Annotated in this window: 15 protein-coding genes and 1 pseudogene; 3 read left to right on the plus strand and 13 right to left on the minus strand. The window is 60.3% G+C overall.

The window, feature by feature from the left end:
• Window positions 1-26: 26 nt before the first annotated feature.
• The 9 genes from P0D84_RS12865 to P0D84_RS12905 all read right to left on the minus strand — a co-directional run bounded on the left by P0D84_RS12865 (window position 27) and on the right by P0D84_RS12905 (window position 14,662).
• The gene (locus tag P0D84_RS12865) at window positions 27-1,520 is read right to left on the minus strand and encodes a TolC family protein (protein WP_408336877.1); all 1,494 of its coding nucleotides are present in this window, start codon (window positions 1,518-1,520) and stop codon (window positions 27-29) included.
• Window positions 1,510-2,970, minus strand: coding sequence for an HlyD family type I secretion periplasmic adaptor subunit (locus P0D84_RS12870; protein WP_408336879.1), 1,461 nt, complete (start codon window positions 2,968-2,970; stop codon window positions 1,510-1,512). The genes P0D84_RS12865 and P0D84_RS12870 overlap by 11 nt, the downstream gene beginning before the upstream one ends.
• On the minus strand, window positions 2,967-5,144 hold the full coding sequence (locus P0D84_RS12875) for a type I secretion system permease/ATPase (protein ID WP_408336881.1): 2,178 nt from the start codon (window positions 5,142-5,144) through the stop codon (window positions 2,967-2,969). Before P0D84_RS12875 ends, P0D84_RS12870 begins: the two co-directional genes overlap by 4 nt.
• Window positions 5,145-5,223: 79 nt before the next feature.
• Window positions 5,224-8,421, minus strand: coding sequence for an SPM autocatalytic domain-containing protein (locus tag P0D84_RS12880; RefSeq protein ID WP_408336883.1), 3,198 nt, complete (start codon window positions 8,419-8,421; stop codon window positions 5,224-5,226).
• Between the two features lie 198 nt (window positions 8,422-8,619).
• Window positions 8,620-9,228 (minus strand): hypothetical protein, encoded by a 609-nt coding sequence (locus P0D84_RS12885; RefSeq protein ID WP_408336885.1) that lies wholly within the window; start codon window positions 9,226-9,228, stop codon window positions 8,620-8,622.
• 198 nt (window positions 9,229-9,426) lie between these two features.
• Window positions 9,427-10,776, minus strand: a complete 1,350-nt coding sequence (locus tag P0D84_RS12890; RefSeq protein ID WP_459252212.1) for an IS4 family transposase — start codon at window positions 10,774-10,776, stop codon at window positions 9,427-9,429.
• A 63-nt stretch (window positions 10,777-10,839) separates the two neighbouring features.
• The gene (locus P0D84_RS12895) at window positions 10,840-11,403 is read right to left on the minus strand and encodes a hypothetical protein (protein WP_408336887.1); all 564 of its coding nucleotides are present in this window, start codon (window positions 11,401-11,403) and stop codon (window positions 10,840-10,842) included.
• Between the two features lie 562 nt (window positions 11,404-11,965).
• Window positions 11,966-12,856, minus strand: coding sequence for a hypothetical protein (locus tag P0D84_RS12900; protein ID WP_408336889.1), 891 nt, complete (start codon window positions 12,854-12,856; stop codon window positions 11,966-11,968).
• A 429-nt stretch (window positions 12,857-13,285) separates the two neighbouring features.
• The gene (locus tag P0D84_RS12905; protein ID WP_408336891.1) at window positions 13,286-14,662 is read right to left on the minus strand and encodes an EAL and HDOD domain-containing protein; all 1,377 of its coding nucleotides are present in this window, start codon (window positions 14,660-14,662) and stop codon (window positions 13,286-13,288) included.
• Between the two features lie 281 nt (window positions 14,663-14,943).
• On the opposite strand from P0D84_RS12905, the gene P0D84_RS12910 reads away from it, so the two are divergent.
• The 3 genes and pseudogenes from P0D84_RS12910 to P0D84_RS12920 all read left to right on the plus strand — a co-directional run bounded on the left by P0D84_RS12910 (window position 14,944) and on the right by P0D84_RS12920 (window position 17,565).
• Window positions 14,944-15,681 carry an acetoacetate decarboxylase gene (locus P0D84_RS12910; RefSeq protein WP_408336893.1) on the plus strand — a complete coding sequence of 246 codons (738 nt, stop codon included), beginning with the start codon at window positions 14,944-14,946 and terminating at the stop codon, window positions 15,679-15,681.
• Window positions 15,682-16,023: 342 nt separating this feature from the next.
• Window positions 16,024-16,755: pseudogene (locus tag P0D84_RS12915) on the plus strand (acetoacetate decarboxylase); the annotation flags it as partial.
• A gap of 90 nt (window positions 16,756-16,845) precedes the next feature.
• Window positions 16,846-17,565, plus strand: coding sequence for an SDR family NAD(P)-dependent oxidoreductase (locus tag P0D84_RS12920; protein WP_408336895.1), 720 nt, complete (start codon window positions 16,846-16,848; stop codon window positions 17,563-17,565).
• A 65-nt stretch (window positions 17,566-17,630) separates the two neighbouring features.
• Here the strand turns inward: P0D84_RS12920 and P0D84_RS12925 are convergent, their stop codons facing one another.
• The 4 genes from P0D84_RS12925 to astD form a co-directional block, all read right to left on the minus strand.
• Window positions 17,631-18,431 carry an ABC transporter substrate-binding protein gene (locus P0D84_RS12925; protein WP_408336897.1) on the minus strand — a complete coding sequence of 267 codons (801 nt, stop codon included), beginning with the start codon at window positions 18,429-18,431 and terminating at the stop codon, window positions 17,631-17,633.
• 148 nt (window positions 18,432-18,579) lie between these two features.
• The gene (gene astE, locus P0D84_RS12930; RefSeq protein WP_408336899.1) at window positions 18,580-19,638 is read right to left on the minus strand and encodes a succinylglutamate desuccinylase; all 1,059 of its coding nucleotides are present in this window, start codon (window positions 19,636-19,638) and stop codon (window positions 18,580-18,582) included.
• Complete coding sequence (astB, locus tag P0D84_RS12935; RefSeq protein WP_408336901.1) at window positions 19,622-20,962, minus strand: N-succinylarginine dihydrolase; 1,341 nt, start codon at window positions 20,960-20,962, stop codon at window positions 19,622-19,624. Before astB ends, astE begins: the two co-directional genes overlap by 17 nt.
• A 9-nt stretch (window positions 20,963-20,971) precedes the next feature.
• A complete protein-coding gene (gene astD / locus P0D84_RS12940) occupies window positions 20,972-22,435 on the minus strand; it encodes a succinylglutamate-semialdehyde dehydrogenase (RefSeq protein WP_408336903.1) in 1,464 nt (487 codons plus the stop codon).
• Between the last annotated feature and the right edge of the window lies 1 nt (window position 22,436).

The following is a 22,436-nucleotide window of genomic DNA, read 5'->3' on the forward strand; positions in this document are numbered from 1 at the left end:
TGATCGTTGATCACGGTGCTTCAGATTCACCCGCTTTGTATTTGCCCTAAATTGAGTTTGCCGAGGCTGGCCGCCAGGCTCAGGCGTGCAACGTACCAGTCGGCCAGCGTTGCAATGCGCTGATGGTTGGCGGCGACGAGCGCGTCTTGCGCGTGCAGCAGTTCGATAATGTTTGCCACCCCGATTCTGTAGCGCGCCTGCGCTGCATCGAACGCCAGGGCGGCGTTCTCCTGCAAGGCCTCGGCTTGCTGCACGGTTTGCGCGCCCGCCCGGACCGCCTCATAGCTTTTCCAGACATTCAACGCGACCTGCTGTTCGGCCTCGGCGACGTTCGCCTGCTGAAGCTCCGCTTGTGCCCTCGCCTCGCGAATCCGGTAGGTCGAGCCGAACCCTTCGAAGAAGGGGATGGTGACCCGAACGCCGACGTAACTGCTGCGCGATGTAGAGGACGCGCCGCCTGCCGCACCGATGGACACCGTTGGCCGATTGCTATCCGACAGACCGGCCTGGAGACGAACAGTCGGCCAAGCCTGCGCGCGCATGCTTTCGATGGATGCCTCAGTGGCGTGCAGCTCGGCCCGCGCGGCCAGCAAACGGGGATGATTATCCAGCGCCTGATCCAGCAGCACCTTGATCGTCTCCAGTTGCGGCGCCGTTCGCTGTATCTGCGCTGGCACCGCCGAAAGCACGATCGGCACGTCCGGACTTAGGCCCATGTCGATCGCTAACGTACCGATCGCTTCGTGCAACGCGCTAGTCGCCTTGACGACGTTCAACATGGCCTGGTTATGCGCGGTACGCGCCTGCAACTCGTCCGCGATGGATGCCACGCCGGACAACATCCGGCCATGCGCGGCCGCGAGGCTTTGCGCGGCATTGACCTCCGCCTCATGGGCCGCTTCGGCTTGCGCCCGCGCGGTCATGGCCGCGAAATAATCGTGAGCACTCGTATAGAGCACGTCGAGCACCGCGCCGTTGAACGACTGATCAGCCGCGATCAGCAGTTCCCGCGCTTTCCTGACCTCTGCCGAACGTGCGCCGAAATCGAACACCACCCATTCGAACGCCAACTCGGCCGCTCGCGCCGCACCGTTGTACGACTCGTGCGACGCCCATTCATTGGTCGACGCAGTGTTCGCGCGATTGAGCGATCCATTCACAACACCGGAAAGCGTCGGCCATTGTGCAGCCTTCGCTTCGCCCAGGCGCGCGGCCTGTGCCAGCGCGTTGCCCCACGCACGGCGCGTCAGCGGATTGCGGCATAACGCGCGCGCCGCCACGTCGTCCAGCCGCAATGCCGCGCTCGGCAAATCAGATTCGCAAGGCGCCCTACCCGGCGATTCAGGCACGCGTGCGACGACCGGCGGCGCAGTGATTTCGTGCTGCGTGCCAAACGGATCGAAACCGTCCGTTGGCGATCGCGCGTCCGACCCGGTCGGCAAGAACGCGATGGCAGCCGCAAGGATGCCGTGCACGACACGCTTCTTACCGTGCACGAGCCCATGAAGATCAACGTTCATGCAAACTCTCATCGACCCGCGTCAGCAAGGGGCTCAAAAAATATTCGATCAATCGGCGCTTGCCGGTTTTGATCTCGACGCTTGCTGCCATACCCGGACTGAGCGCCACACGCTGACCGTCGATCATCATGCTCGACTGCTGGAGTTTCAGCCGCACCGAGTAGATCAAGCCGCGTTTTTCATCTTCAATCGCATCGTGCGAGACGCTGACCACGTCGGCCGGCAAGGTCCCGTAGCGGGTGTATAGAAAAGTTTCGATCTTTGCCGCAGCAGGTTGACCCACGGCGACAAATCCAATGTCCTTGTTCTCCAGGAACGCTTCGATCTCGGCGGGATGTTCTGCTGGGACAATCACCATCAAGGGTTGAGCGGCGGTCACAACACCGCCGACGGTATGCACCGCGAGCTGCTGCACGGCACCGTCTACGGGCGCTTTGAGCGTCATGAAGCGATCGTGCGCGTCCGCCTTGATGTACTCCTGGCGAAGCTCGGCCGCCTTTTGCGTGGCGTTACCGAGGTTTTCGAGCGTCGCGCGGCGTGTCGAAGCGACCAGTTCCTCACGTTGTCGCCGCGCGCTCACAACGGCAGCACTGATCTCGCCGATGCGGCTTTTCTGCGCGGCCAACTCCCCTTCCTGTTCGATCCGGACTTGTTGCTTCTCCAGATATTCGTGACGCGATACGTAGTTCTTCGCCGCCAACTCGTCGAGATCGGCCTCTCTGCTGCGCGCGATCTGCAATGTGCCTTGCAACCTGCGGATCATGGCGCCGACGGTTTGCAGCTCGGCCGCATTGCGTGCGATTTCCGCATCCAGGCGCGCCACCTTCGAACGAAACTCGGCGAGTTCGCCATCGAGGAAACGTTGTTCCTGTTCGACGCGAACCGCCGGCGGCGTCAGTTCGGCGGGCACTTGCGCACCTGCATCGACCGCGATGTCGATAGGTTGCGTCGTGCCGCTGTCGATACCTTTGAGCAATGCTCGCGCACGCGCGGCGCCGAGCCAGCTTTCCACCCAGTCATCGCGCAGACGCAGACGATCCGCCGAGGATGCAGTCGAGTCCAGTTCGAGAAGCACGTCGCCCGCTTTCACCAGCTTGCCGTCATTGACATGGATCGCGGTCACTTTGGCAGTCTCGATTGACTGGATGATTTTCGCGCGACCGTCCGGGACGATTTTTCCTTGTGCAGTCGCGACGATATCGATTTTGCCGAACACGGCCCATAGCAAGGCGATCAGCAAGAGCGCGACAATCGTCGCCATCGCGACGCGTGGGAGCGGCGAAACAGGCTGGCGCTGCAACGCGAGTGCGGCGGGGAGGAACTCGGATTCGCTCGCTGACCAGCGTGGTGCGTTCCGCTCGCGCACACGCCATGCTGCACGCCACACCTTCAGATACTGGCGCACCAGATCTTTGGTCGCGCCTAGCCAAAGCGCTGCACGGATCGTCATATGCCCGCCTGAAGATGCCAGAGCTTCGCGTAAGCGCCCTTTGCGGCGACCAGCGTGTCGTGCGGACCTTGTTCGATGATTGCGCCCCGCTCCATCACAATGATCCGGTCCGCCCGCCGTACGGCCGACAGACGATGCGCGATCACCAGCACCGTGCGTCCCCGGCAAATGGCGCGCATGTTGTCCTGCACGATGCGCTCGGACTCATAGTCGAGCGCACTGGTTGCTTCGTCGAAGATCAGGATGCGAGGCTCGTGCATCAGGGCACGGGCAATGGCTATGCGCTGCCGCTGACCGCCCGATAGCGTCGAGCCATGTTCACCGACCGGTGTGTCATAGCCCTCCGGCAAGCCGACGATAAACTCATGCGCCCCCGCCAATTTCGCGGCGTGCATCACCGCTTCGAGCGGTGCGCCGGGATCGGTCAGCGCGATGTTGTCGCGGATGCTACGGCTGAACAGCACGTTCTCCTGCGACACCACGCCCACCTGGCGCCGCAATGACGTTGTGTCGATCAATGCGAGGTCTTGCCCGTCGATGGTGATGCGACCGCGCTCCGGCGTGTAAAGGCGCTGCACCAACCGGGTCAACGTGCTCTTTCCCGAACCCGACTGCCCGACGATGCCGATCACCTCGCCCGCCTCGATCGAGAGATTCACGCCGCTGAGAATCGCCGGACCGTCCGCGCGATAGCGAAACACGACTTCCTCCAGTTCGATGCGCCCTTTGACTGCGGGCAACGCGCTCTTCGCGCCGGCTGCTTCCGTGCGGCTATTCAAAATGTCGCCGAGGCGCGCGACTGAAATGCCGGTCTGCTGAAAATCGGTCCATAACTGGGCAAGCCGCATGATCGGCCCGGCAACCTGGCCGGCCAGCATGTTGAACGCGATGAGTTCACCGACCGTGAGTTTGCTGTCGATCACGAGGCGCGCACCGACCCACATTAGCGCCACGGTAACGAGTTTGTTCACGAGGCTGACACCGCCGCTGGCCCAGATGCCGACCGTTGATGCGCGAAACGTCGCGCCAATGTAGGCTGCCAGCTGGTTGTCCCATTGACGTGTCCACTGCGGCTCGACCGCCATCGATTTGACCGTGTCGATTCCGCTGATCGTTTCCACGAGAAACGATTGATTCTCCGCGCTGCGCGCGAACTTCTCGTTCAGACGCCGGCGCAGTACCGGCGTGCAAGCGACCGAGAGCAATACGTAACACGGCAGCGAGACGAGCACGATCAGTGTGAGCCAACCGCTGTAGAACAGCATCACCGCGATGAAGACGAACGAGAACAGCAAGTCCATCACCAAGGTGATCGCGTTGCCGGTTAGAAACGCGCGAATGTTTTCCAACTCGCGCACGCGCGCGACCGAATCGCCGACGCGCCGCGCCTGGAAATACGCAAGCGGCAATTTGAGCAGATGGCGGAACAGACTTGCGCCGAGTTCGACGTCGATGCGGCTCGTAGTGTGCGCGAACACGTAGCTGCGCAGCGCGGTTAAGCCGACGTCGAATAGCACGACGATGGTGAGACCGACGGCGATTACGTCGAGCGTGGTTAGTCCGTGATGCACCAGGACCTTGTCCATCACGACCTGGAAGAACAGCGGTGTGATCAGGGCGAGGACCTGGATAAAGAATGAGACAACGAGTACTTCAGTTAGAAGACGCCGGTATTTGATTAATGCTGGGATGAACCAAGTGAAGTCGAATTTTGTCAGCTCGCCAAGCATCGACGCGCGTGAGGCGAATAGGATCAGCTCGCCGGGCCAAGTGGTTTTTAGTACTTCGATGTCGATAGAGATGGGCTGCGCGGCGGCGGGGCGCTGTATGACCGCTTTGTTCTTTTCTATGCGGCCGAGGACGAAAAAGTCGCCTGTGTTGTCGATGGCGACGGCAGGTAGTGCGACTCGATCTAACCGGTCCCAACGAACTTTGGTCAGCTTTGCGTTGAGGCCGAGCGATTTTGCGGCGAGCAGAAGCTGTGTTGTGTCGAGCGGCTCTGTTCCTGGCTTGAACTCGTGCGCCAGTTGATCTGGATCGGCCGCGATGCCGTGATAGCGCGCCAACAGGACGAGACAGAAGAGGCCGGGGTCGATTGGGGACGCGTCGGGGTTGTGTGGGGACGGCTGCGTGTGCTCGGCGTGCTGAGTGTTCGGGACGGCGTGGGGTTGCATTCGGTATTGCTTTGCGCGTGCTGCGGGTGAGCGGGTCGCGCGACATGTGTGCCACGCGAGCCGGGAGCGGTGGTTTGGACTAGAAGCAGTTGGCCGCGATCGGCGGCGTTAGCGCTTGCATTGAGCTTTGCTGCCATGCCGAGTCGGATAACGCCGGTGGCGCAATGCTCGCCATCGTCTGGATCAGCAAGTCCAGTTTGCTTTCGATGTACGCGGATGCGTCTGCTGTGGCCGGTGTGAAGGTTTGCCTCGCCGACATGAGCTTCGGCAGCGTCGTGATCGCCTTTGCGTTGATCGTTGCCTTGTCCCAGGTGGTGCCGTCGGCGAAACGGAATTGTTCGATGCCGTATGGCAGGTCTGAACCACTCTGATAAAGCTGCATCTTGATGCGAAGCACGTTGTCCGATCCTGAGATCGTGACCAGCAGATCAGAGCCGCTACCGTCGCGACGCACAGTGACGTCGTCTGGCTTGATGTCCGCGTCGAACAGCACGACGTCAGTGTCCTTACCGTTCGGGTCGTACGCTTCCTCAATCGTGTCGCTACCCGATTTGCGGCCAAACAGATACGTGTCGCTGCCTGTCCCGCCTGCCAGCAGATCGTTGCCCGCGCCACCATCAAGCACGTCGTTGCCGTTGTAGCCGACCAGTACGTCGTTGCCGGGCGTGCCTTGCAATGCCATCAGCGCCACGTCCTGTTTGGTCCACACCGTGCCGTCAGCAAATCTGAACTGTTCGATGCCGTAGGGGAACGTCGAGCTTCCGCTGAGCTGGGCGAGTTGGCTCCTGATCCGCAGTACGTTGTTCGAACCGGAGATCGTCAGAAGAAGATCGTAGCCCTGCCCATCACGGCGTATCGTCACATCCTGCGGACGAATATCGGCGTCGAATAGCACGACGTCGGTGTCGTTGCCGTACAGGTCATAGGCTTCTTCGATCGTGTCGTTGCCTGATTTCCGGCCGAACAGATACGTGTCGCTGCCTGTCCCGCCTGCCAGCAGATCGTTGCCTGCGCCACCATCGAGCACGTCGTTGCCGTTGTAGCCGACCAGTACGTCGTTGCCGGGCGTGCCTTGCAATGCCATCAACGCCACGTCCTGTTTGGTCCACACCGTGCCGTCAGCAAATCTGAACTGTTCGATGCCGTAGGGGAACGTCGAAGTTCCGCTGGCCTGGGCGAACTGGCTCCTGATCCGCAGTACGTTGTTCGAACCGGAGATCGTCAGCAGAAGGTCGTAGCCCTGCCCGTCGCGCCGTACCGTCACATCCTGCGGACGGATATCGGCGTCGAATAGCACGACATCGGTGTCGTTGCCGTACAGATCAAAGGCCTCCTCGATCGTGTCGTTCCCCGAGCGGCGTCCGAACAGATACGTATCACTGCCTGTGCCGCCCATCAGCAGGTCATCGCCCGCACCGCCATCGAGCACGTCGTCACCGGCGCCACCGTAAAGCGTATCGTTACCGTCGCCACCCAGCAGGATGTCGTCGCCGCTGCCGCCGTTGAGGACGTCCTTGCCGGCGAAGCCGATCAGGATCTTGCCCGACTTGTCTCCGGTTGCAACACCGAGCGAGCCGCTGCCGAACACCACGCCTAGTTGTCCCAACGCCTCGCGCATTGCATCGCTCTGATATGTCTCGACGTAGGTGCGGAGTTCCGCACCGATATCGAAACCCTGCTGCAGCCAGTTGATGCCGAATGCGCGGGTCATGCCGGCCAGAATGAACGCAACGTCGGTTGCGCCCACGTCGCTTTGTGCGGCGTGCAGTTTTGAGGTCATGCCGGTAAAGTCGATATGCAGTTGACCGGCGTCGTTGACCTCGTAGACGATCGCGTCGAGATACGGCTTCCAGACCGTCTGCATTGCGACGGCCGTATAGACCGACTCGACCAGCGTGGACCATGCGCTGGCCACATACTCGCCGCGCGTGCCAGAGAGATTCACTGTACCGCTAGCGTTGGCGCCGAGCATCGTTCCGGACATCTTTTCCAGCACGGTAAGACGGCCGATCCAGTCAGCGTCGGCCGCATAGCCGGTAATCGTGCGCTTGCCGGCTTCCTTTAGTGCCTGCGACGTCGTCATGCCTGATGTCGCTGCCCACGCCTTGAGCAGCGGCTCGATCAATGCCTGTTGGGCGGCGGCTGATTTGGCATGGGTGATCTGTTCGAGCAGCGTGCGCAGTGCCGCGCCTTGCGGCGTGTCAAGGCTCGCCGCCTGCCAGAGGTCGCGCACGTTGCCTGCACCCTGTACATAGGGCATTGCGATAACGTCGTCGCGCAGGGGGATTGCTGTGTCGAATTGCTGGTGCAACGTGTCCTGGCCGAACCAGATTTCCTGCATGTCCCGCTCGACAGCTACACCGTCCACCATTTGCACGAACGAGCCGGTGCCTCGCACCATGTTGCCGTTTTCGAGCGTGCGGATCGTGCCGTCCTTGCTCAGGTTGATCGAGAGGATGCCGAGTTCGTCGAAACTCAGCAGCTCGCCGGATTGTGAGGTGCCGTCGCCGTTTGCATCGCGCCAGATTCTGAGCGACGACCAGATCGCGTCGTTGCGGTCGATGATGCCGTCTTTGTTGGCGTCGAAATCGCGGAGTGCGTCGAAGCCGTTCGCGGCGAGTGCGCCGTTCGCGAGCGGGGTGAAGTTGCTGAACAACTCGGCGCCGGAGTCGATGGTGCCGTTCCTGTTACGGTCGAACACGAGGAAACCGTCGCCCGCGCTAATCCAGCCGGTGTGCGTGCGGCTGCCGCTGTTGTCGAAATCGAAGTAGGCAGTGGACGTGTCTGGGTTGGTGGTGTGGATGCCGTCGCCGTCGATGTCGAGGATGAGGGGGTCGACAAGGTTCAATGTCTGGGAAAGCCATTTAAAGAAGCGGCCGATGCCAAAGGGAAGATCAAACTTGGAGTTGCCGCCTGAGCTGCCGCCGCTCGTCGAGGGATCGTATGCACCAGTGGGATCGTACTTCTTGAGCTTGCTTTCTTCTCCGGAATTCTTACTGTTACCGAAAATAGCATCGTTGATCTTTTGGGCAATCTCTCCCGCCGCCTGCATGGCCAAGTCATAGTTATTCTTATAGTATTGGTCCGCGTAGTATCCAACTAATATGCCCGCCGCTGCACCGCCCAGCACCGCCCATCCGGCCGGATTTGTTACTAGCGCGCCGCCCGCCAGTCCGCCAAGTACAACCTCCGCCACCGCCTGAGTCGCAGCACCCGTCGCGACTCCAAATGCGAACCCTCCCACCGTCTTAATACTGTCGCTGATGTCGCCACCCATTAGGCCACCAGTAACCGATTTGACCATGTCATACAATGACGTCGAGTCACTCGCGGAGCCAATAGGAGCCAATAGCCTTACCGTACAGGTTCGCTTCCGCGTCGGTATTGCGGATAAGAAGATCGGCTAAACGCCGGCCTACGGCAGGGGTAGCTTCAATTACAATAATCCCCGTATTCGTTATGATCGTCACTACGCTCATTTTTCACCCCGAACCAGACAAGCGACCTTCGCAAGCATCCAATATGAAAAAAGGGTCGCACACGTAAACAATGCCAATTGCAGAATTGCGACCGCGAACCAGACTATTGGCCAACTCGCTGCCAACTCACCTTTCATTGTTAAGCCTCCCCCGTCCATAATTGGCGATGTAATTATTTTAATGATAGTAAGTACGACCGCCGTAGCAATCAGCACCTTTCCAATTTTTATAGTTCTTGACATCACCACGATCGAAACACCGGTAGACAACAAGTTGTACAGTGATTCATACTTAGAATTTCCAGACGAAGTTTTCGTCGCACAAAATTTCCTGTTCTGTCCGCAAATTCCTCGAACAACAATATACCGATTACTCCATTTTTTCTCCAAAACTGGAGAAACTGGAACTCCGTCTTTCCAAAAGGCACCCCAAAATGGCTTCTCGACGAATATCCCGCACTGTGCAGTTACGGGGATGATGATCAAATAGAATACCCAGATCATCTCTTCCGGAAATATTTGTCCTGGACTACGAGCGAATATTACGGCCCAGCCGGCAGCAACGACTGCAAAAAAAAGCCCCGCATATGTAATCTTCTTTACCACCGCATACCTCCAACCCGTTTCACTGGAATCTAAATGTGACTCAACTTAGCAATTGATAAAATCTGACACAAAAATCATGTCGTCGCCCGGAGTACATCGACGAAGTCTCACGCAATAATTTTTTCGCGATTCGCACGCCAACCCGACGGGCGAAATATTTTCATCACTATAAACGTGTACCCCGCCAGAGTCATCGGCTTATACACAATTTCCAGCGTGACCGCCGGCACGTAACTTCTGCAATGTCTTGGCAGCGACATGAACCTCTTTGAGTCCCAGCCAAATAGCTTTCGTGCCGGGTTCGCCATCGCCCTTGCGGCCGAGGAATCCGCCCAGGCGCGCGATCAGGCGCAGCACCTCGTTGAGCTTGGGCTTGTCCGGCTGCTTGACGTCGGTCAGCAAATACGCGCCACGAATTTCATCGACATCGAAGAACAGTTCGGCATCCAGATCGGGGCAACTGCGACCCATGTGCATCAGACGGACGATTCGCCAAGCCACGACCAGAAACAGCGCCAGCGCGCGTTCGAGCCGTTCGATCGCGCCCAGTTGCAGCGCCTCGACCCGGCAACCGTTCTTCAGCACGTTGAACAAGATCTCGATTTCCCAGCGCGCCCGATACCAGTCGATCAGTTCAATCGCTTCCTGCAACGTCGTGGCTTCGCGGTTGGTCAGCAAGCGCCATTCGATCGGCTTGACGCCGCCTGGTGCATCAAACTCACGCGCCACCAGACACGTGGCCGCAACGCTCTGACCAACGCCTGCCGGCAGTTCGATGCGCCGCAACCATACGTGCTGACGCACCTGGCGCGCCTTCACGCCGTGACGCGAGCCCATCGTGAAGGCAATCTCGCCCAGCGGTGTGCCTTCTGTCGTCGCTGTCCATAGCTTGGCTCCCTCGGGCAGCGCGCGGTCGTGGGTCGAGCGAATCAGCCAATCCGCCGGCGTGCCCAACTCCTGCGCCCGCACCATCAGCGCGAGCATGTCTGCCTCGCGATCAGCGACGTACACCAGTCGCGTGTGTGGCAGGCTCGATGCCGTTTCCGCTACGCGCTCGTAACCCTCGATCCAGCGCAGGCTTTCCTTGAGGCCGCCGCGCTGGCCCTGCGCGTCCTTGGGCTCACGCGCCCACATCCATGCGTCGAGTACACCCAGCGGCACCCGCTCAGGCGTCACCGCATAGGTCGGATGCAAATACATCCCGCGCTGCATCTCATAAGACAGTGGCCCAAGGCCCGCGGCCTGCCGGCCGTTGAAATCCAGTTCCGTGGTGTCCTGCAGGCACAACACGACCGACTGAGCGGCCATTCGTTGCTCGGTCTGCCGCCAGTGCGGTTCCAGAATCGCACTCCACTCGACCTCGCCGTTGTCGAAGAAGCGGTACGCCGCCATCGTCTCGCCCCAGCCCCGACACGCCTGCGGCACGCCAGCCGTCGGCTTGGCCGCCAATCGTTCCATCAATGTCCTCGCTCGCTTGTTCAAGCGCGCGTCGCCAAGGTCGAGGTCAGCAAATTCGGTTTGCGTCCAGCACGGTGCTTCCAGGGCCAAGGCGTTCACGCAAAAAGCGAGAGTAAACGCGATGCGCCGAAAGTTTACAAGCCCCCGTCGATCTCATTGCCCGACGACGGTTTGTTCCGGCCTACGGTTGCGGAGGGCTGACTTGTGTATAAGACGATGCGCCAGAGTAGATGCGAGCAAAAACGAACAAGTTATCTTGCTATTTTGCTTTTCGTAATATTTCGCTGCGCTACTGAAATTCAATATGGGATTCCCGTGCGCAGACATCTCAAATATTTGCCTCTGTGAAACGCCCCAAGATTTACTTCTTCGCTCATACCGTCCGATTACCACATCCTTTCCATTTATTTTGTCGCCACCTCTAATTTCCAGGGGACAGAATCCTACACCAAGCCCCCATAGGTAATAGCCACATTGGTATATATGCAGCCCTGAGCGCTCCCTCAATGTTACGTACTCCGCGCCGCGATATTTTTTTCTAAGCTCCACCACGCCAGCCGAATATTTCAGCATGCCGCGCTCTGGTTGGGTATAAAGCAGGACTCTTATCGGGCCGCTTCCAAAATAGAAAATAGCTATTGCGAGACAAATTAATTTAAATATCCTATCAAGCATATTCACGATTATCTGGCTCAGCAAGTCGGCAGCAACAATCACTTCTCAGACACAGAAGTCCCGCTCATCTCGTTACAGCTAAACACTTGCCCGCGGCGTGATCGAATTGATGCATTCACAACTATTCCGATTCATCGCCCCCGAAATGTAGCTAGCATCGCACTGATTAGCCGAGCCGAGGGACATTCTGACGTGAGTCGTTACAGGCGATAAATTACAACATCGCTCCATCGAAAGCAAAATGAAATACTTGAAATTGACAAAAAATTACCTAAATGTGCAGATGACTATCGACCGGTTAATCGATAACCGCTCGTCGTCTTATATTTTCTTAAAAAATATCGCGTAGATTGAGATGATTTCCAATACCGTGGAATGCGCAACGACATGCTGTCCACACGGAGGTGCATATCCATCACCACCATCTTCTTAGTGCTCAAAGCTCCTTCGCCCACACCAACCTGCGGCCCCGAATTGCCTAGCGACATCCTCAATCCCGATCACCAAGGGATGCATTTCACTCCCCGCCTATCGCTTTACCGGCGGCCAACTGTGCGGCTAGAGCCCGCACTGGCAGCCTTCTGTTCACCCGCACAGCCCCTACCTACTCGACATTCAAAACCCGCACCCCAACCAACCGCACACCAAACCGATTGACGTTTTCTTCGATCTCCACCCGCTGCCCTGCATACCAATCATTCCGCGATCCGGTACCGTAAAAGCGGAGCTCGCGCCTAAGTGTCGGTTCGAGCAGATATACCCGTGTGCGGCATCCTTTCATCCAAGTTTCCGATCGCAAAACGAAGGTCTGGACATTGCGTATCTGCCACGGCGTCCAGCGGAACTCGGTCAGATTGGCGAGGTGAAAGAATATTGCAGCACCGCTGGCGATGAACAGTCCGGCGATTAGCGTGTGGGCCGCTCGCAGAACACGCGGCACGCTCAACGCCTGGGGCGGCCAGTTACCGCGCCTGACTGTCACCGCAAACTGAATCAGGCACGCGGTCGCGAGTACGGTGGCGCCAAGCGCCCAGGTCCCTATATAGGCTGGATAAATGAGCAGGTAATCGGAATCCAGTACAACCAGGCCGACAATTGACGCAATCCCCACTGCAAATAGTCCAAACAACAACGGGCGTCCTAAAGTCGGCACGCTCGTGTGCAGCACAACGCGATTTGTATCGCCAATCCATTCGCGAACGCCACCAAAGATATGGCGGGCGGCGTGAACATTCTTCGCCGTGTAAATGACAAAGCGTGCGCCGTGCGGTCCAAGCAGAATGATCGATGAAGCAAGCCTTGGCCCACGGCCAGTGCGATCCGGTTCCCCAACCTCCGCCGCAGGCCCCGTGAGAATCACCCTCGGCCGATCTCTGAATTGCACGCGCTGAAAACCGCGGTGAACATCGCCAGAACGACCGACGGTTACAGGCGGTGCCGTTAGCCCACCGATCAATATCCGACGGAAAGCAAATCCGCCCACAGCAAGTGCCATAGGCAAACGCATCCAATAGACACCAAACAAAGCGCCTGTTATGGCCGTGCCCAAGACTGATAGAGTACAAACAGCGTCATGATCATCCACAGAAGATTGACGATGAAGTATCTGATGCGATAACCGGTTGAAAACGTTATCCGGAAAGCGTCAGTAGCGGCGTTGTAGTCGGTGGAAGCGGCCATGAATACGATAGAAGTGTCGGAGGGGCGGCAATCAATCCTTTCACACCGAAAGAATCGGCCGCGAATCTATCGCATCGAACCAAAGTGCGGTATCAGGCACTTCTGACAGCGTCGTCGGAATTTATGGAAGTGAGGGGCCTCAGCCCTCGCCCCTTACGCTCGTTCAAAGCATCACACGTCGTAAACGCAAAAACGGCGAAGCCTTGCTTCGCCGTTCTGGAGTACCTTGGCTGCGCCTCGCCGCTCAATCCTCAATCATCTCCAACCCCTCCGCACTCCGATCCGCCACCCCGGCCCACGCCCCCGCCGCCAACCCGAGCACCGCGACCTCCTCCGTCGTCAACGGCTGCAACCGAGCACAAAGACTGTCAATCTCATCCCACGCCCCCCGTTCCAGCGCCTCAACCACCGTCAGCAGCAACCCCAACACGCCCTGCCGATGCAAAATGCCCGCCTGAATCGGCCGCGACAGCGTCAGCACATTCAGCGTGCTTTCAAGTGAACCACCAAACACCGCATCGACAAACGAAAACACGCCGGTCAGAAACGCCGCATCCGCTTCATCACGCCCCGCCTCGGGCAAACGTTCGATGGCCAGTTCCATGAAGCGCGCCCGGGTCGCCGCGAGTTGCAGCAAGGGATCGTCTTCCAGCGCGACCTTGCGGCCGTCCGCGTAGAGCAGCAACTGGGTCCAACGGGCGATCCGATTGGTGCCGGTCGCATTGATCGCTTCGCGCAGCGTACTGACCTTGTGGCCGACAGCGAGGCCGCTCGAATTCGCGAGCTTCATCAGATGCATCACCAGCACGGGATTGAGCTTCAGTTCAGCTTCGAGTTGCGCGACGGTCGGCTCGCCCGCCAGCAGTTGCAGCAGATTCAGCAAGGCATGGCGCGGCGCGCTGACACGGCGCGTCATCGACGTCTGCGGACGCGCGAAAAAGTACCCTTGAAAACGGTCGAAGCCGAGTTCATGCGCCATTTCGAAGTCGTCCTGGGCATCGATGCCCAGCGCGACCAACAGCTTGCCCGCGGCCTTGAGCACGCTCGCCAGCTTGGGCAACAACGCCCGCGGGGCACGCATGAAATCGATCTTGACGACCTCCGCGTACGGCAGCAGTTTGGCGAACGTCTCGTTGGGCTGGGTCACTTCGTCGAGCGCAAAACGATAGCGCCGCGTGTGCAACTGAACGATCCGCGCGACCAGCGCGTCGTCAACCTCCATCGACGGCGACAGCTCGAACATGAAACGCGCAGCCGGCAGACGCAGGATCGAATCGTCGAACAGCATCTCGCGGCTTACGTCGACGTACGCCGGATGCCCGGTGAGCGCACCGCGTACATTGCTATGGATCAGGCCGCGCACAATGGCTCGCGCCAATAGTTGCGCCGCCTCAGGCGCGCGGCCCGGCAAGGCGTCGGCATCCGTAGCCGAATCACCGGCATGCGCCGCAGCCGCGCCCGCTTCGACGCCCGCCGGCAACGCCGGCGCGCGCACTTTGATCTCGTAGCCGCACAGCATGCCGTCCCGATTCAGAATCGGCTGACGCGCGAAGCTGGCATTCAATTGTGCATCGGCCGTGGCGCCCGTCTGGCCCGGATTCTCGATTGCGATGGTGGTCATTCCGCTCCCCGCGAAGCGCCGCCCAGGCGCTTCCTGCCGTATTTTTGGTCTTTGCTGCACCAAGCGCGCGCATCCAGGTCCTGAGGCCCGTGGCGCGTGCGGTGCGGCGCGCCCGGCGATTTTAGCGCAGCCCACCGTGCGCGGACATGTCCACGCCGCAATATCTCGAAATAATTGGGTGCTCGTCTCAATAAAGGCCGCAAGAGAATCGACGATACTCCTGTGCAGTGCAAAAGCGTTCCATCGCCCGCGCTACCCGCCTTTAACCACCAAGGAAAATCATGGACGTCAAAAGCGTGCTGTCAAATGCCTTCGCGATGCCGATCACGAGCCCGGCGTTTCCAATGGGCCCCTATCGTTTCATCGACCGGGAATTCCTGATCATCACCTACCGCACGGATCCGGACAAACTGCGCGCTGTGGTGCCCGAGCCGCTCCAGATCGGTGAGCCGCTGGTGCACTACGAATTCATTCGCATGCCCGATTCGACCGGCTTCGGCGACTACACGGAAAGCGGTCAGGTGATCCCGGTGTCGTACAACGGCGTGGCGGGCGGCTATACGCTCGCGATGTATCTGGACGACCATCCGCCGATTGCCGGTGGCCGCGAATTGTGGGGCTTTCCGAAGAAGCTCGCCAAGCCCCTTCTCGAAGTGCACACGGACACGCTCGTCGGCACGCTGGATTACGGCCCGGTGCGCATCGCCACCGGCACGATGGGCTACAAACATCGGCAACTGGATCTCGCCCAGCAACAGAAACGTCTGGAGACGCCGAACTTCCTGCTGAAAGTGATTCCGCACGTGGACGGCACGCCGCGCATTTGCGAACTGGTGCGCTACTACTTGCAGGACATCACCCTTAAAGGTGCATGGACAGGTCCCGCCGCGCTTCAATTGGCACCGCACGCGCTGGCCCCGGTGGCGGAATTGCCGGTGCTCGAGATCGTCGAGGCGCGCCATCTGGTTGCCGATCTAACGCTCGGACTCGGTGAAGTGGTATTCGATTATCTGAAATAGCATTAGTCACCAACGCTTTCGGCGCCATAGCGCGCCGAGTCATTCTGATAAACGGCCGCTTGCGGCCGTTTCTTATTTCGAGATGCCAAGTTAAGAACGAGTGCCAATAATCGAAAAAATTTGATGCTGGTATTGTGAATAATCAAAAGGACCGTGCACGCTAGAATCAATCCATCCCAGCCGATGGCCGCGTCGAAGCCCATATCCGAAATACCATGTCCGATCGGAATCTACAGCCATCCTTTCATCACATTTACTTCGTTATACGAATGACATAACAAAACACAAACTCATTCGAATAACGCCCCACCTTCCCTGCCACCACCAGAGACGACCCTCACCATGAAAATCAACTCCATTCTGCCCAATGCGTTTTCCATGCCGGTGACAAGCCCCGCCTTCCCGATGGGCCCGTACCATTTCGTCGACCGGGAATTCCTGATCGTCACGTATCGCACGGATCCGGCAAAGCTGCGCGCGGTCGTGCCCGAGCCACTCGAGGTGCACGACCCGCTGGTACATTTCGAATTCATCCGCACGCCGGATTCCACGGGATTCGGCGACTACACCGAGAGCGGCCAGGTCATCCCGGTCACCCTCGACGGCGTCGCCGGCAACTACACGCTGGCCATGTACGTGGACGATCATCCGCCCATCGCCGCCGGCCGCGAACTGTGGGGCTTCCCGAAGAAGCTCGCGCGACCTGAACTCGTCGTTCACACCGACACGCTGATAGGCACGCTCGATTACGGCCCGGTGCGCATCGCCACTGCCACCATGGGCTACAAGCACTACTCGCTCAACCTCGCCAAAGAACGCAAGCGGCTGGAGATGCCGAACTTCCTGCTGAAAGTGCTGCCGCATGTGGACGGCAAGCCGCGCGTGTGTGAACTGGTGCGCCACTACCTCGACAATATCGAACTGAAAGGCGCCTGGACCGGGCCTTCGTCGCTGCAACTCTCACCCCATGCGCTCGCGCCGGCGGCCGACCTGCCCGTGCTCGAAATCGTCGAGGCACGCCATCTGATTGCCGATCTCACACTCGGAACGGGCGAACGGGTATTCGACTATCTGGGTCACTCGCAGATTGTCGCTGCGCCGCCTCCTCGCCGTGTGCGAGCCTCTTCATCGAACTTCTTTGGAAGTCTGACCAAACATATCTAGATGATGAACAGTGTCATCGGCAAGATCGCTGTCGTGACCGGCGCGGCCGGCGGCGTCGGTGAACAGATCGCACTGGCGCTGGCACGCGCCGGTGCGGTTGTCGGCGTCGCCGACCTCAACCTGCAGGGAGTCAAGGAAGTTGTACAACAGATCCGAAAGAGCGGCGGCACGGCCGTCTGCATGGCAATGGACGTCACGAACGAGAACGCTGTCAACGAGGGCATCGATCGGGTGATCGCACAGTTCGGCGCGCTCGATGTCCTCGTCGCGAACGCCGGCGTCCAGATCCTCAATCCGCTTGAAAGCAATTCGTTTTCCGACTGGCGGAAGATGCAGGCGACCCACGTCGACGGGGCGTTTCTGACTACGCGCGCAGCGCTCAGGCACATGTACCGGGACGACCGTGGCGGCGTTGTGATCTACATCGGCTCGGTGGATGCTCAGGACACCTCGCCGCTGATGTGCGCGTACGCCGCGGCGAAACACGCGTTACTCGGGATCGCTCGCGTACTTGCCAAAGAAGGCGCGCCGCACAACGTGCACGCGTATCTGGTTTGCCACGGCGCCGGGGACGACGATGTGGTCAGGCACGTGGCGCCTCGCGGCGGCGCCGACACCTCGTTCACGACCGCACACGAAGTCGCGCAGACGGTCCTGCATTTGGCGAACAGCTCAACCCGCCCTTTAGCCACGCATTCGCCACTCGACTGTGTAAAGTGACGCCGCAATGCAAACCGGCCGCGCAGGCGGCCGGTTTGCATACAACGGACAACAGCGCTCGGGTCTTACTTCAACACGACCTTCACGTCGAAGTACTTCGCGGCGAAACGGTCGATCGTGCCGTCGGCCTTCAGTTCCTTGAGCGCCTGGTTCAATGCGTCCTTCAACGCCTTGTCGCCCTTGCGGATACCGAAGCCCACGCCCGCGCCGAGCAGCTTTTCGTCGGTGACGGCCGGCCCGGCGAATTCGAAGCCCGCGCCTTGCGGCTTTTTCAGGAAGCCCTTCGAAGCCGCTTCCGCGTCCTGGAACGCGGCGTCCAGACGACCCGACGCGAGGTCGGCATAGATCTGATCCTGCGTCTGATACGGCACGACGTCGACACCCGCCGGTGCCCAGCGCGCCTTCGCATACGCTTCCTGAATCGTGCCTTGCAGCACGCCGACGTGCTTACCCTTGAGCGAGGCCGGCGTAGGCAGCAGACCACTGCCCTTCTTCGCGATCATCTGATTCGGGATCGTGTAGATCGGATCGGTGAAGTCGATGGCCTGGCGGCGCTGTTCCGTGATCGTCATGTCCGAGTTGATCGCGTTGAACTTGCGCGCTGCCAACGCCGGAATCAGGCCGTCGAACGAATTCTCGACCCACACGCACTTCGCCTTCAGTTTTGCGCACACGGCATTGCCGACATCGATATCGAAACCTTGCAGCTCGCCCGCCGGGGACTTCGATTCGAACGGCGCGTACGACGCCTCGACGCCGAAGCGCACTTCCTTGATCTCCGCCGCCGTTGCGGTTGCTGCCGTTACCGTTGCCGTTGCCGTCGCGAACAGCGCGAGCGTGGCCATGTTTCGCCAATTCATCTTCATTACGGGTGTTCCTCTACGGTATTGAATAAGACGGAGCCGAATCCGGGGTAAGCATGATTGCCGCGCCAAAATTGCGATTCAAACTCATGCGGCCAGTGTGGTGCAGCGCAACGGCCGCGAGGGCGGGATTGTACAGAGGAGCGCGCATTCAGACGAGCTTCGAGAGCGTTTCCTCAGTGGTCTCGACCACCAGCAGACCCGCGCGCAAACCCGGCTTGACCGTCGCGTTGGGAAACACGATCCGTTCTTCGTCGTGACGCACGATGTAGCGATAGTCGCCGTCGCGTGCGAGCACGGTGTCCTTTACAAAGGGCGTGAAATTCGGCACATCCGCGGCAACCAGCAATTCGAATGCTTCGCTTTGCTTGGTGAGCTGGTCGATCACGGTGAATACGCGCGGCATCGGCGTGGGCACGTTGCCGTTCTTTGTACCGGCCAGCAGATGGCGCAATGCCTCGTCCGCGCCGGCGAAACGCGTCAGATTGTTCTGCCCGAAGGGGCGCACCTTGCCGAGTTCGAGCGTACATGCTTCGGCGCCGCATGCTTGCGCGGTGAAGTGCGAGTACGTGTTGCCCTTGGTGGTGTGCAATAGAACCGCACTAATGCGCGCTTCGCCGAGCCACTCGAACATTGCGCGCGAAAACGGCTTGCCGGTATGCGGCAACAAGGCGAACTGCTCAAAAGCCGAAGCGCGGATCGCCGTGTGCATGTCCACGTGCCAACGGGCGCCCGGCTCTTGCGAGGCAGCGGCAAAGAACTGCGTTGCCGCCCGCTCCAATGCCGCCGCGCGCGGCGCTTCGTGGCTGTGCGGCAGCTGCGTGTGACGTCCGCTAAAAAGGCGGTTCAGATCGTCGTCGCGATAACGGCACGCGTCGCGCATTGCATCGACGTTGCCGAGAATCACCAGCACGCGGCATCTCAACGCCGCGCCGCCATCTGCGATATCGCGCACGAGACGCGACAGCAGCTCGATCGGCGCGGTTTCATCACCATGCACGCCGGCAGAGGCGAGCACACTGCGCACACCTTCTTCCTGCTTTGTCGGCTCCATGAGCAGCACGCCGTCGTCGAGCCATGACCAGCGCACGCTATGGTTAGCGCACGCACCCTGCGCTTCGAGCGCGCCAGGCCGCATGCCCGCCAAGGTGTAGGCGAGGAAATCGTCGAGCATCGGAATCGACATGCCGCGCTCAGCGCTGGAAGTCATACAGCGAACCCAGACCGAGAATCTGCGTCAGTTCATCGAGCGCGGTGCGCGACTCGGCGAGCAATTGCGGGTCGGTCAGATCGGACGGCGCAAGACGATCGCGGTAATGCTTTTCGATCCACGTATCGAGGCGGCCGAACAGCTTGTCATTGATCCACACGCCAGGCGTCACCGCCGCGCGCTCCGCATCGCTCAACACCACGCGCAGCCGCAAACATGCCGGACCGCCGCCGTTCTTCATGCTTTCGCGCAGATCGAAAACGAGCACATCGTCGATCGGGCCGGTGTGCGAAGTCAGATCGTCCAGATACGCGCCCACACGCGCGTTTTCGCGGCACTCCTGCGGCACCACTAGCACCTGCTTGCCGTCCGGGCGTGTCAGCAACTGGCTGTTGAACAGGTACGACGTGACTGCGTCGGACACGCTCACTTGCGCGTCGGGTACTTCGATCACGTTGAACTCGGCTTTCAGCCCGGCGAGCTTCGTGCGCAATTCGTCGTAGACCGCTTTCTGTTCGACAAACGCGAGTTGATGGCAGAACAGCGTGTTGCGATTGCCGACGGCGATGACGTCGTTATGGAACACGCCCGCGTCGATCACGTCGGGATTCTGCTGCGCGTACACCGTGGCCGCTTCGGCCAGACCGTGACGATGCGCGACCGCGCGGCTCGCCTCGAACGTCTGACGCGCGGGGAAACGCGTGGGCTCCGGTCCGCGGCGATATTCACTGCGGCCGTACACGAAGAATTCGACGCCATGTGTGCCGTATTCCGAGGAGAAACGCGTGTGGTTCGCCGCGCCTTCGTCGCCGAGAGCGGGCGTGCCGGGCAAGGCCTCGTGCACAGCAAAACGATCGGCATCGCTGAAGATCGCGCGCAACGTGCGGCGCGTCGATTCATGCTCGATCGCGCGATGCAGCTTGCTGCACAGATTGGCCGGCGTGAAATGCACGCGGCCGTCGTGCGTATCGGCCGACGGACTGACCGTCGCCGCATTCGCGGTCCACATCGCCGAGGCCGAACTCGCCGCGGCCAGCAACTCGGGCGCATCTTTGGCGACGCGTGCGATCACCGTGGCGTCGTCGCCGGAAAAGCCAAGTTCGCGCAACAGGCGCATCGAAGGACGTTCCTGCGGCGGCAATACACCCTGATGAAAGCCGAGCTCGGCCAACTGCTTCATCTTGCGCAGGCCTTGCTTCGCGGCCGCTTTAGGATTCGCAATCGACTTGTCGTTGCTCTGCGACGCGACGTTGCCGAACGAAAGTCCCGCGTAATTGTGGGTCGGACCGACGAGACCGTCGAAATTGGCTTCAGTGGCTTGCATCGTCGATCCTTAGAATTGAAGACCCGGCGAAACGCTCGCGGGCATTTGCAGTTGCGCGCTTTCGACGGAAGCCATCGGATACGCACAGTAGTCGGCGGCGTAGAACGCGCTCGGCCGGTGATTGCCCGAACGCCCCGGGCCACCGAACGGTGCGCCCGACGACGCCCCATTGGTCGGCCGGTTCCAGTTGACGATGCCGGCGCGGATGGTGCGCTGGAAATGCGCCCACAGCGCTTCGTCGTCGGCGAGCAGGCCGGCGGAAAGGCCGAACTCGGTGTCGTTGGCCTGGTCGAGCGCTTCGTCGAAGGTGCCGTAGCGGACGATCTGCGCCAGCGGTCCGAAATGTTCTTCGTCCGGCAGGTCCTTCACGGCGGTCACGTCGAGAATCGCGGGCGTGACGAAGCCGAGTTGCGGATCGCGCTGCTCCATCTTCAGCAGCGCTTTCGCGCCATCGGCGAGCAGGCGCTCCTGCGCCGCGACGAGGCGCGAAGCCGCACGCGCGGAGATCACCGCGCCCATGAACGGCTGCGGCTCGGCGTTGTATTCGCCGACGCTGATGCGCGAAGTCACTTCGGTCAGGCGTTCCACAAAGCGGTCGCCGAACGCGTCGTTCGGTACGAAGATACGGCGCGCGCACGTACAACGCTGCCCGGCCGACAGAAACGCCGACTGAATCGTGTGATGCACGGCGGCATCGACATCCGCCACCGGCCCGATCACGAGCGGATTATTGCCGCCCATCTCCAACGCGAGGACAATCTCCGGACGGCCGCCGAATTGCTTATGCAGCAATGTTCCGGTATCCGAACTACCCGTGAAGAACAAACCGTCAATCTGCCGATGATTGGCGAGCGCAATGCCCGTCTCTTTCTCGCCTTGTACGAGGTTCAGCACGCCCGCTGGCAAGCCCGCATCGCGCCAGATCTGCACCGTGAGCGCCGCCACGCCCGGCGCGAGTTCGGACGGCTTGAACACCACCGCATTCCCCGCAATCAGCGCCGGGACGATATGCCCGTTCGGCAAATGACCCGGGAAGTTATACGGCCCGAACACCGCGACCACGCCATGCGGACGATGCCGCAACACAGCCGTGCCATCGGCCATCGGCGAACGCTTTTCGCCGGTGCGCTCGTTATAGGCCTGAATCGAAATCTCGACCTTCGCCGCCATCGAAGCCGCTTCCGTGCGCGCTTCCCACAGCGGCTTGCCGGTCTCGCGACCGATCGCTTCGGCAAGCGCTTCCTTGCGTTCGGTCACGAGCGCGGCGAAGCGGCGTACCACGCCGCAACGCTCGTCGAGGCTCAACGCCGACCACCGGGCAAACGCACGCCGCGCGCTGCGCACCGCACGATCGACGTCGTCCGCCGACGCGCTGTTGCCTTGCCAGACCGTCGCGCCCGTACCCGGGTTACGCGACGCGAATGCGGGTCCTGTGCCGGCGGCCCATTCGCCGTCGATGAGAAGCTCGCTCATG

The organism is Paraburkholderia sp. RL17-337-BIB-A (assembly GCF_046025895.1).
In the GTDB taxonomy this organism is placed as follows: Bacteria; Pseudomonadota; Gammaproteobacteria; order Burkholderiales; family Burkholderiaceae; genus Paraburkholderia; species Paraburkholderia fungorum_C.

What these genes read in the sequence shown, in the direction of transcription:
- P0D84_RS12920 (WP_408336895.1), top strand. Translation starts at nt 16,846, where the DNA reads ATGATGAACAGTGTCATCGGCAAGATCGCTGTCGTGACCGGCGCGGCC.
- astE (WP_408336899.1), bottom strand. Translation starts at nt 19,638, where the DNA reads ATGACTTCCAGCGCTGAGCGCGGCATGTCGATTCCGATGCTCGACGAT.
- P0D84_RS12900 (WP_408336889.1), bottom strand. Translation starts at nt 12,856, where the DNA reads ATGGCACTTGCTGTGGGCGGATTTGCTTTCCGTCGGATATTGATCGGT.
- P0D84_RS12880 (WP_408336883.1), bottom strand. Translation starts at nt 8,421, where the DNA reads ATGGGTGGCGACATCAGCGACAGTATTAAGACGGTGGGAGGGTTCGCA.
- P0D84_RS12865 (WP_408336877.1), bottom strand. Translation starts at nt 1,520, where the DNA reads ATGAACGTTGATCTTCATGGGCTCGTGCACGGTAAGAAGCGTGTCGTG.
- P0D84_RS12910 (WP_408336893.1), top strand. Translation starts at nt 14,944, where the DNA reads ATGGACGTCAAAAGCGTGCTGTCAAATGCCTTCGCGATGCCGATCACG.
- P0D84_RS12925 (WP_408336897.1), bottom strand. Translation starts at nt 18,431, where the DNA reads ATGAAGATGAATTGGCGAAACATGGCCACGCTCGCGCTGTTCGCGACG.
- astB (WP_408336901.1), bottom strand. Translation starts at nt 20,962, where the DNA reads ATGCAAGCCACTGAAGCCAATTTCGACGGTCTCGTCGGTCCGACCCAC.
- P0D84_RS12870 (WP_408336879.1), bottom strand. Translation starts at nt 2,970, where the DNA reads ATGACGATCCGTGCAGCGCTTTGGCTAGGCGCGACCAAAGATCTGGTG.
- P0D84_RS12905 (WP_408336891.1), bottom strand. Translation starts at nt 14,662, where the DNA reads ATGACCACCATCGCAATCGAGAATCCGGGCCAGACGGGCGCCACGGCC.
- astD (WP_408336903.1), bottom strand. Translation starts at nt 22,435, where the DNA reads ATGAGCGAGCTTCTCATCGACGGCGAATGGGCCGCCGGCACAGGACCC.
- P0D84_RS12875 (WP_408336881.1), bottom strand. Translation starts at nt 5,144, where the DNA reads ATGCAACCCCACGCCGTCCCGAACACTCAGCACGCCGAGCACACGCAG.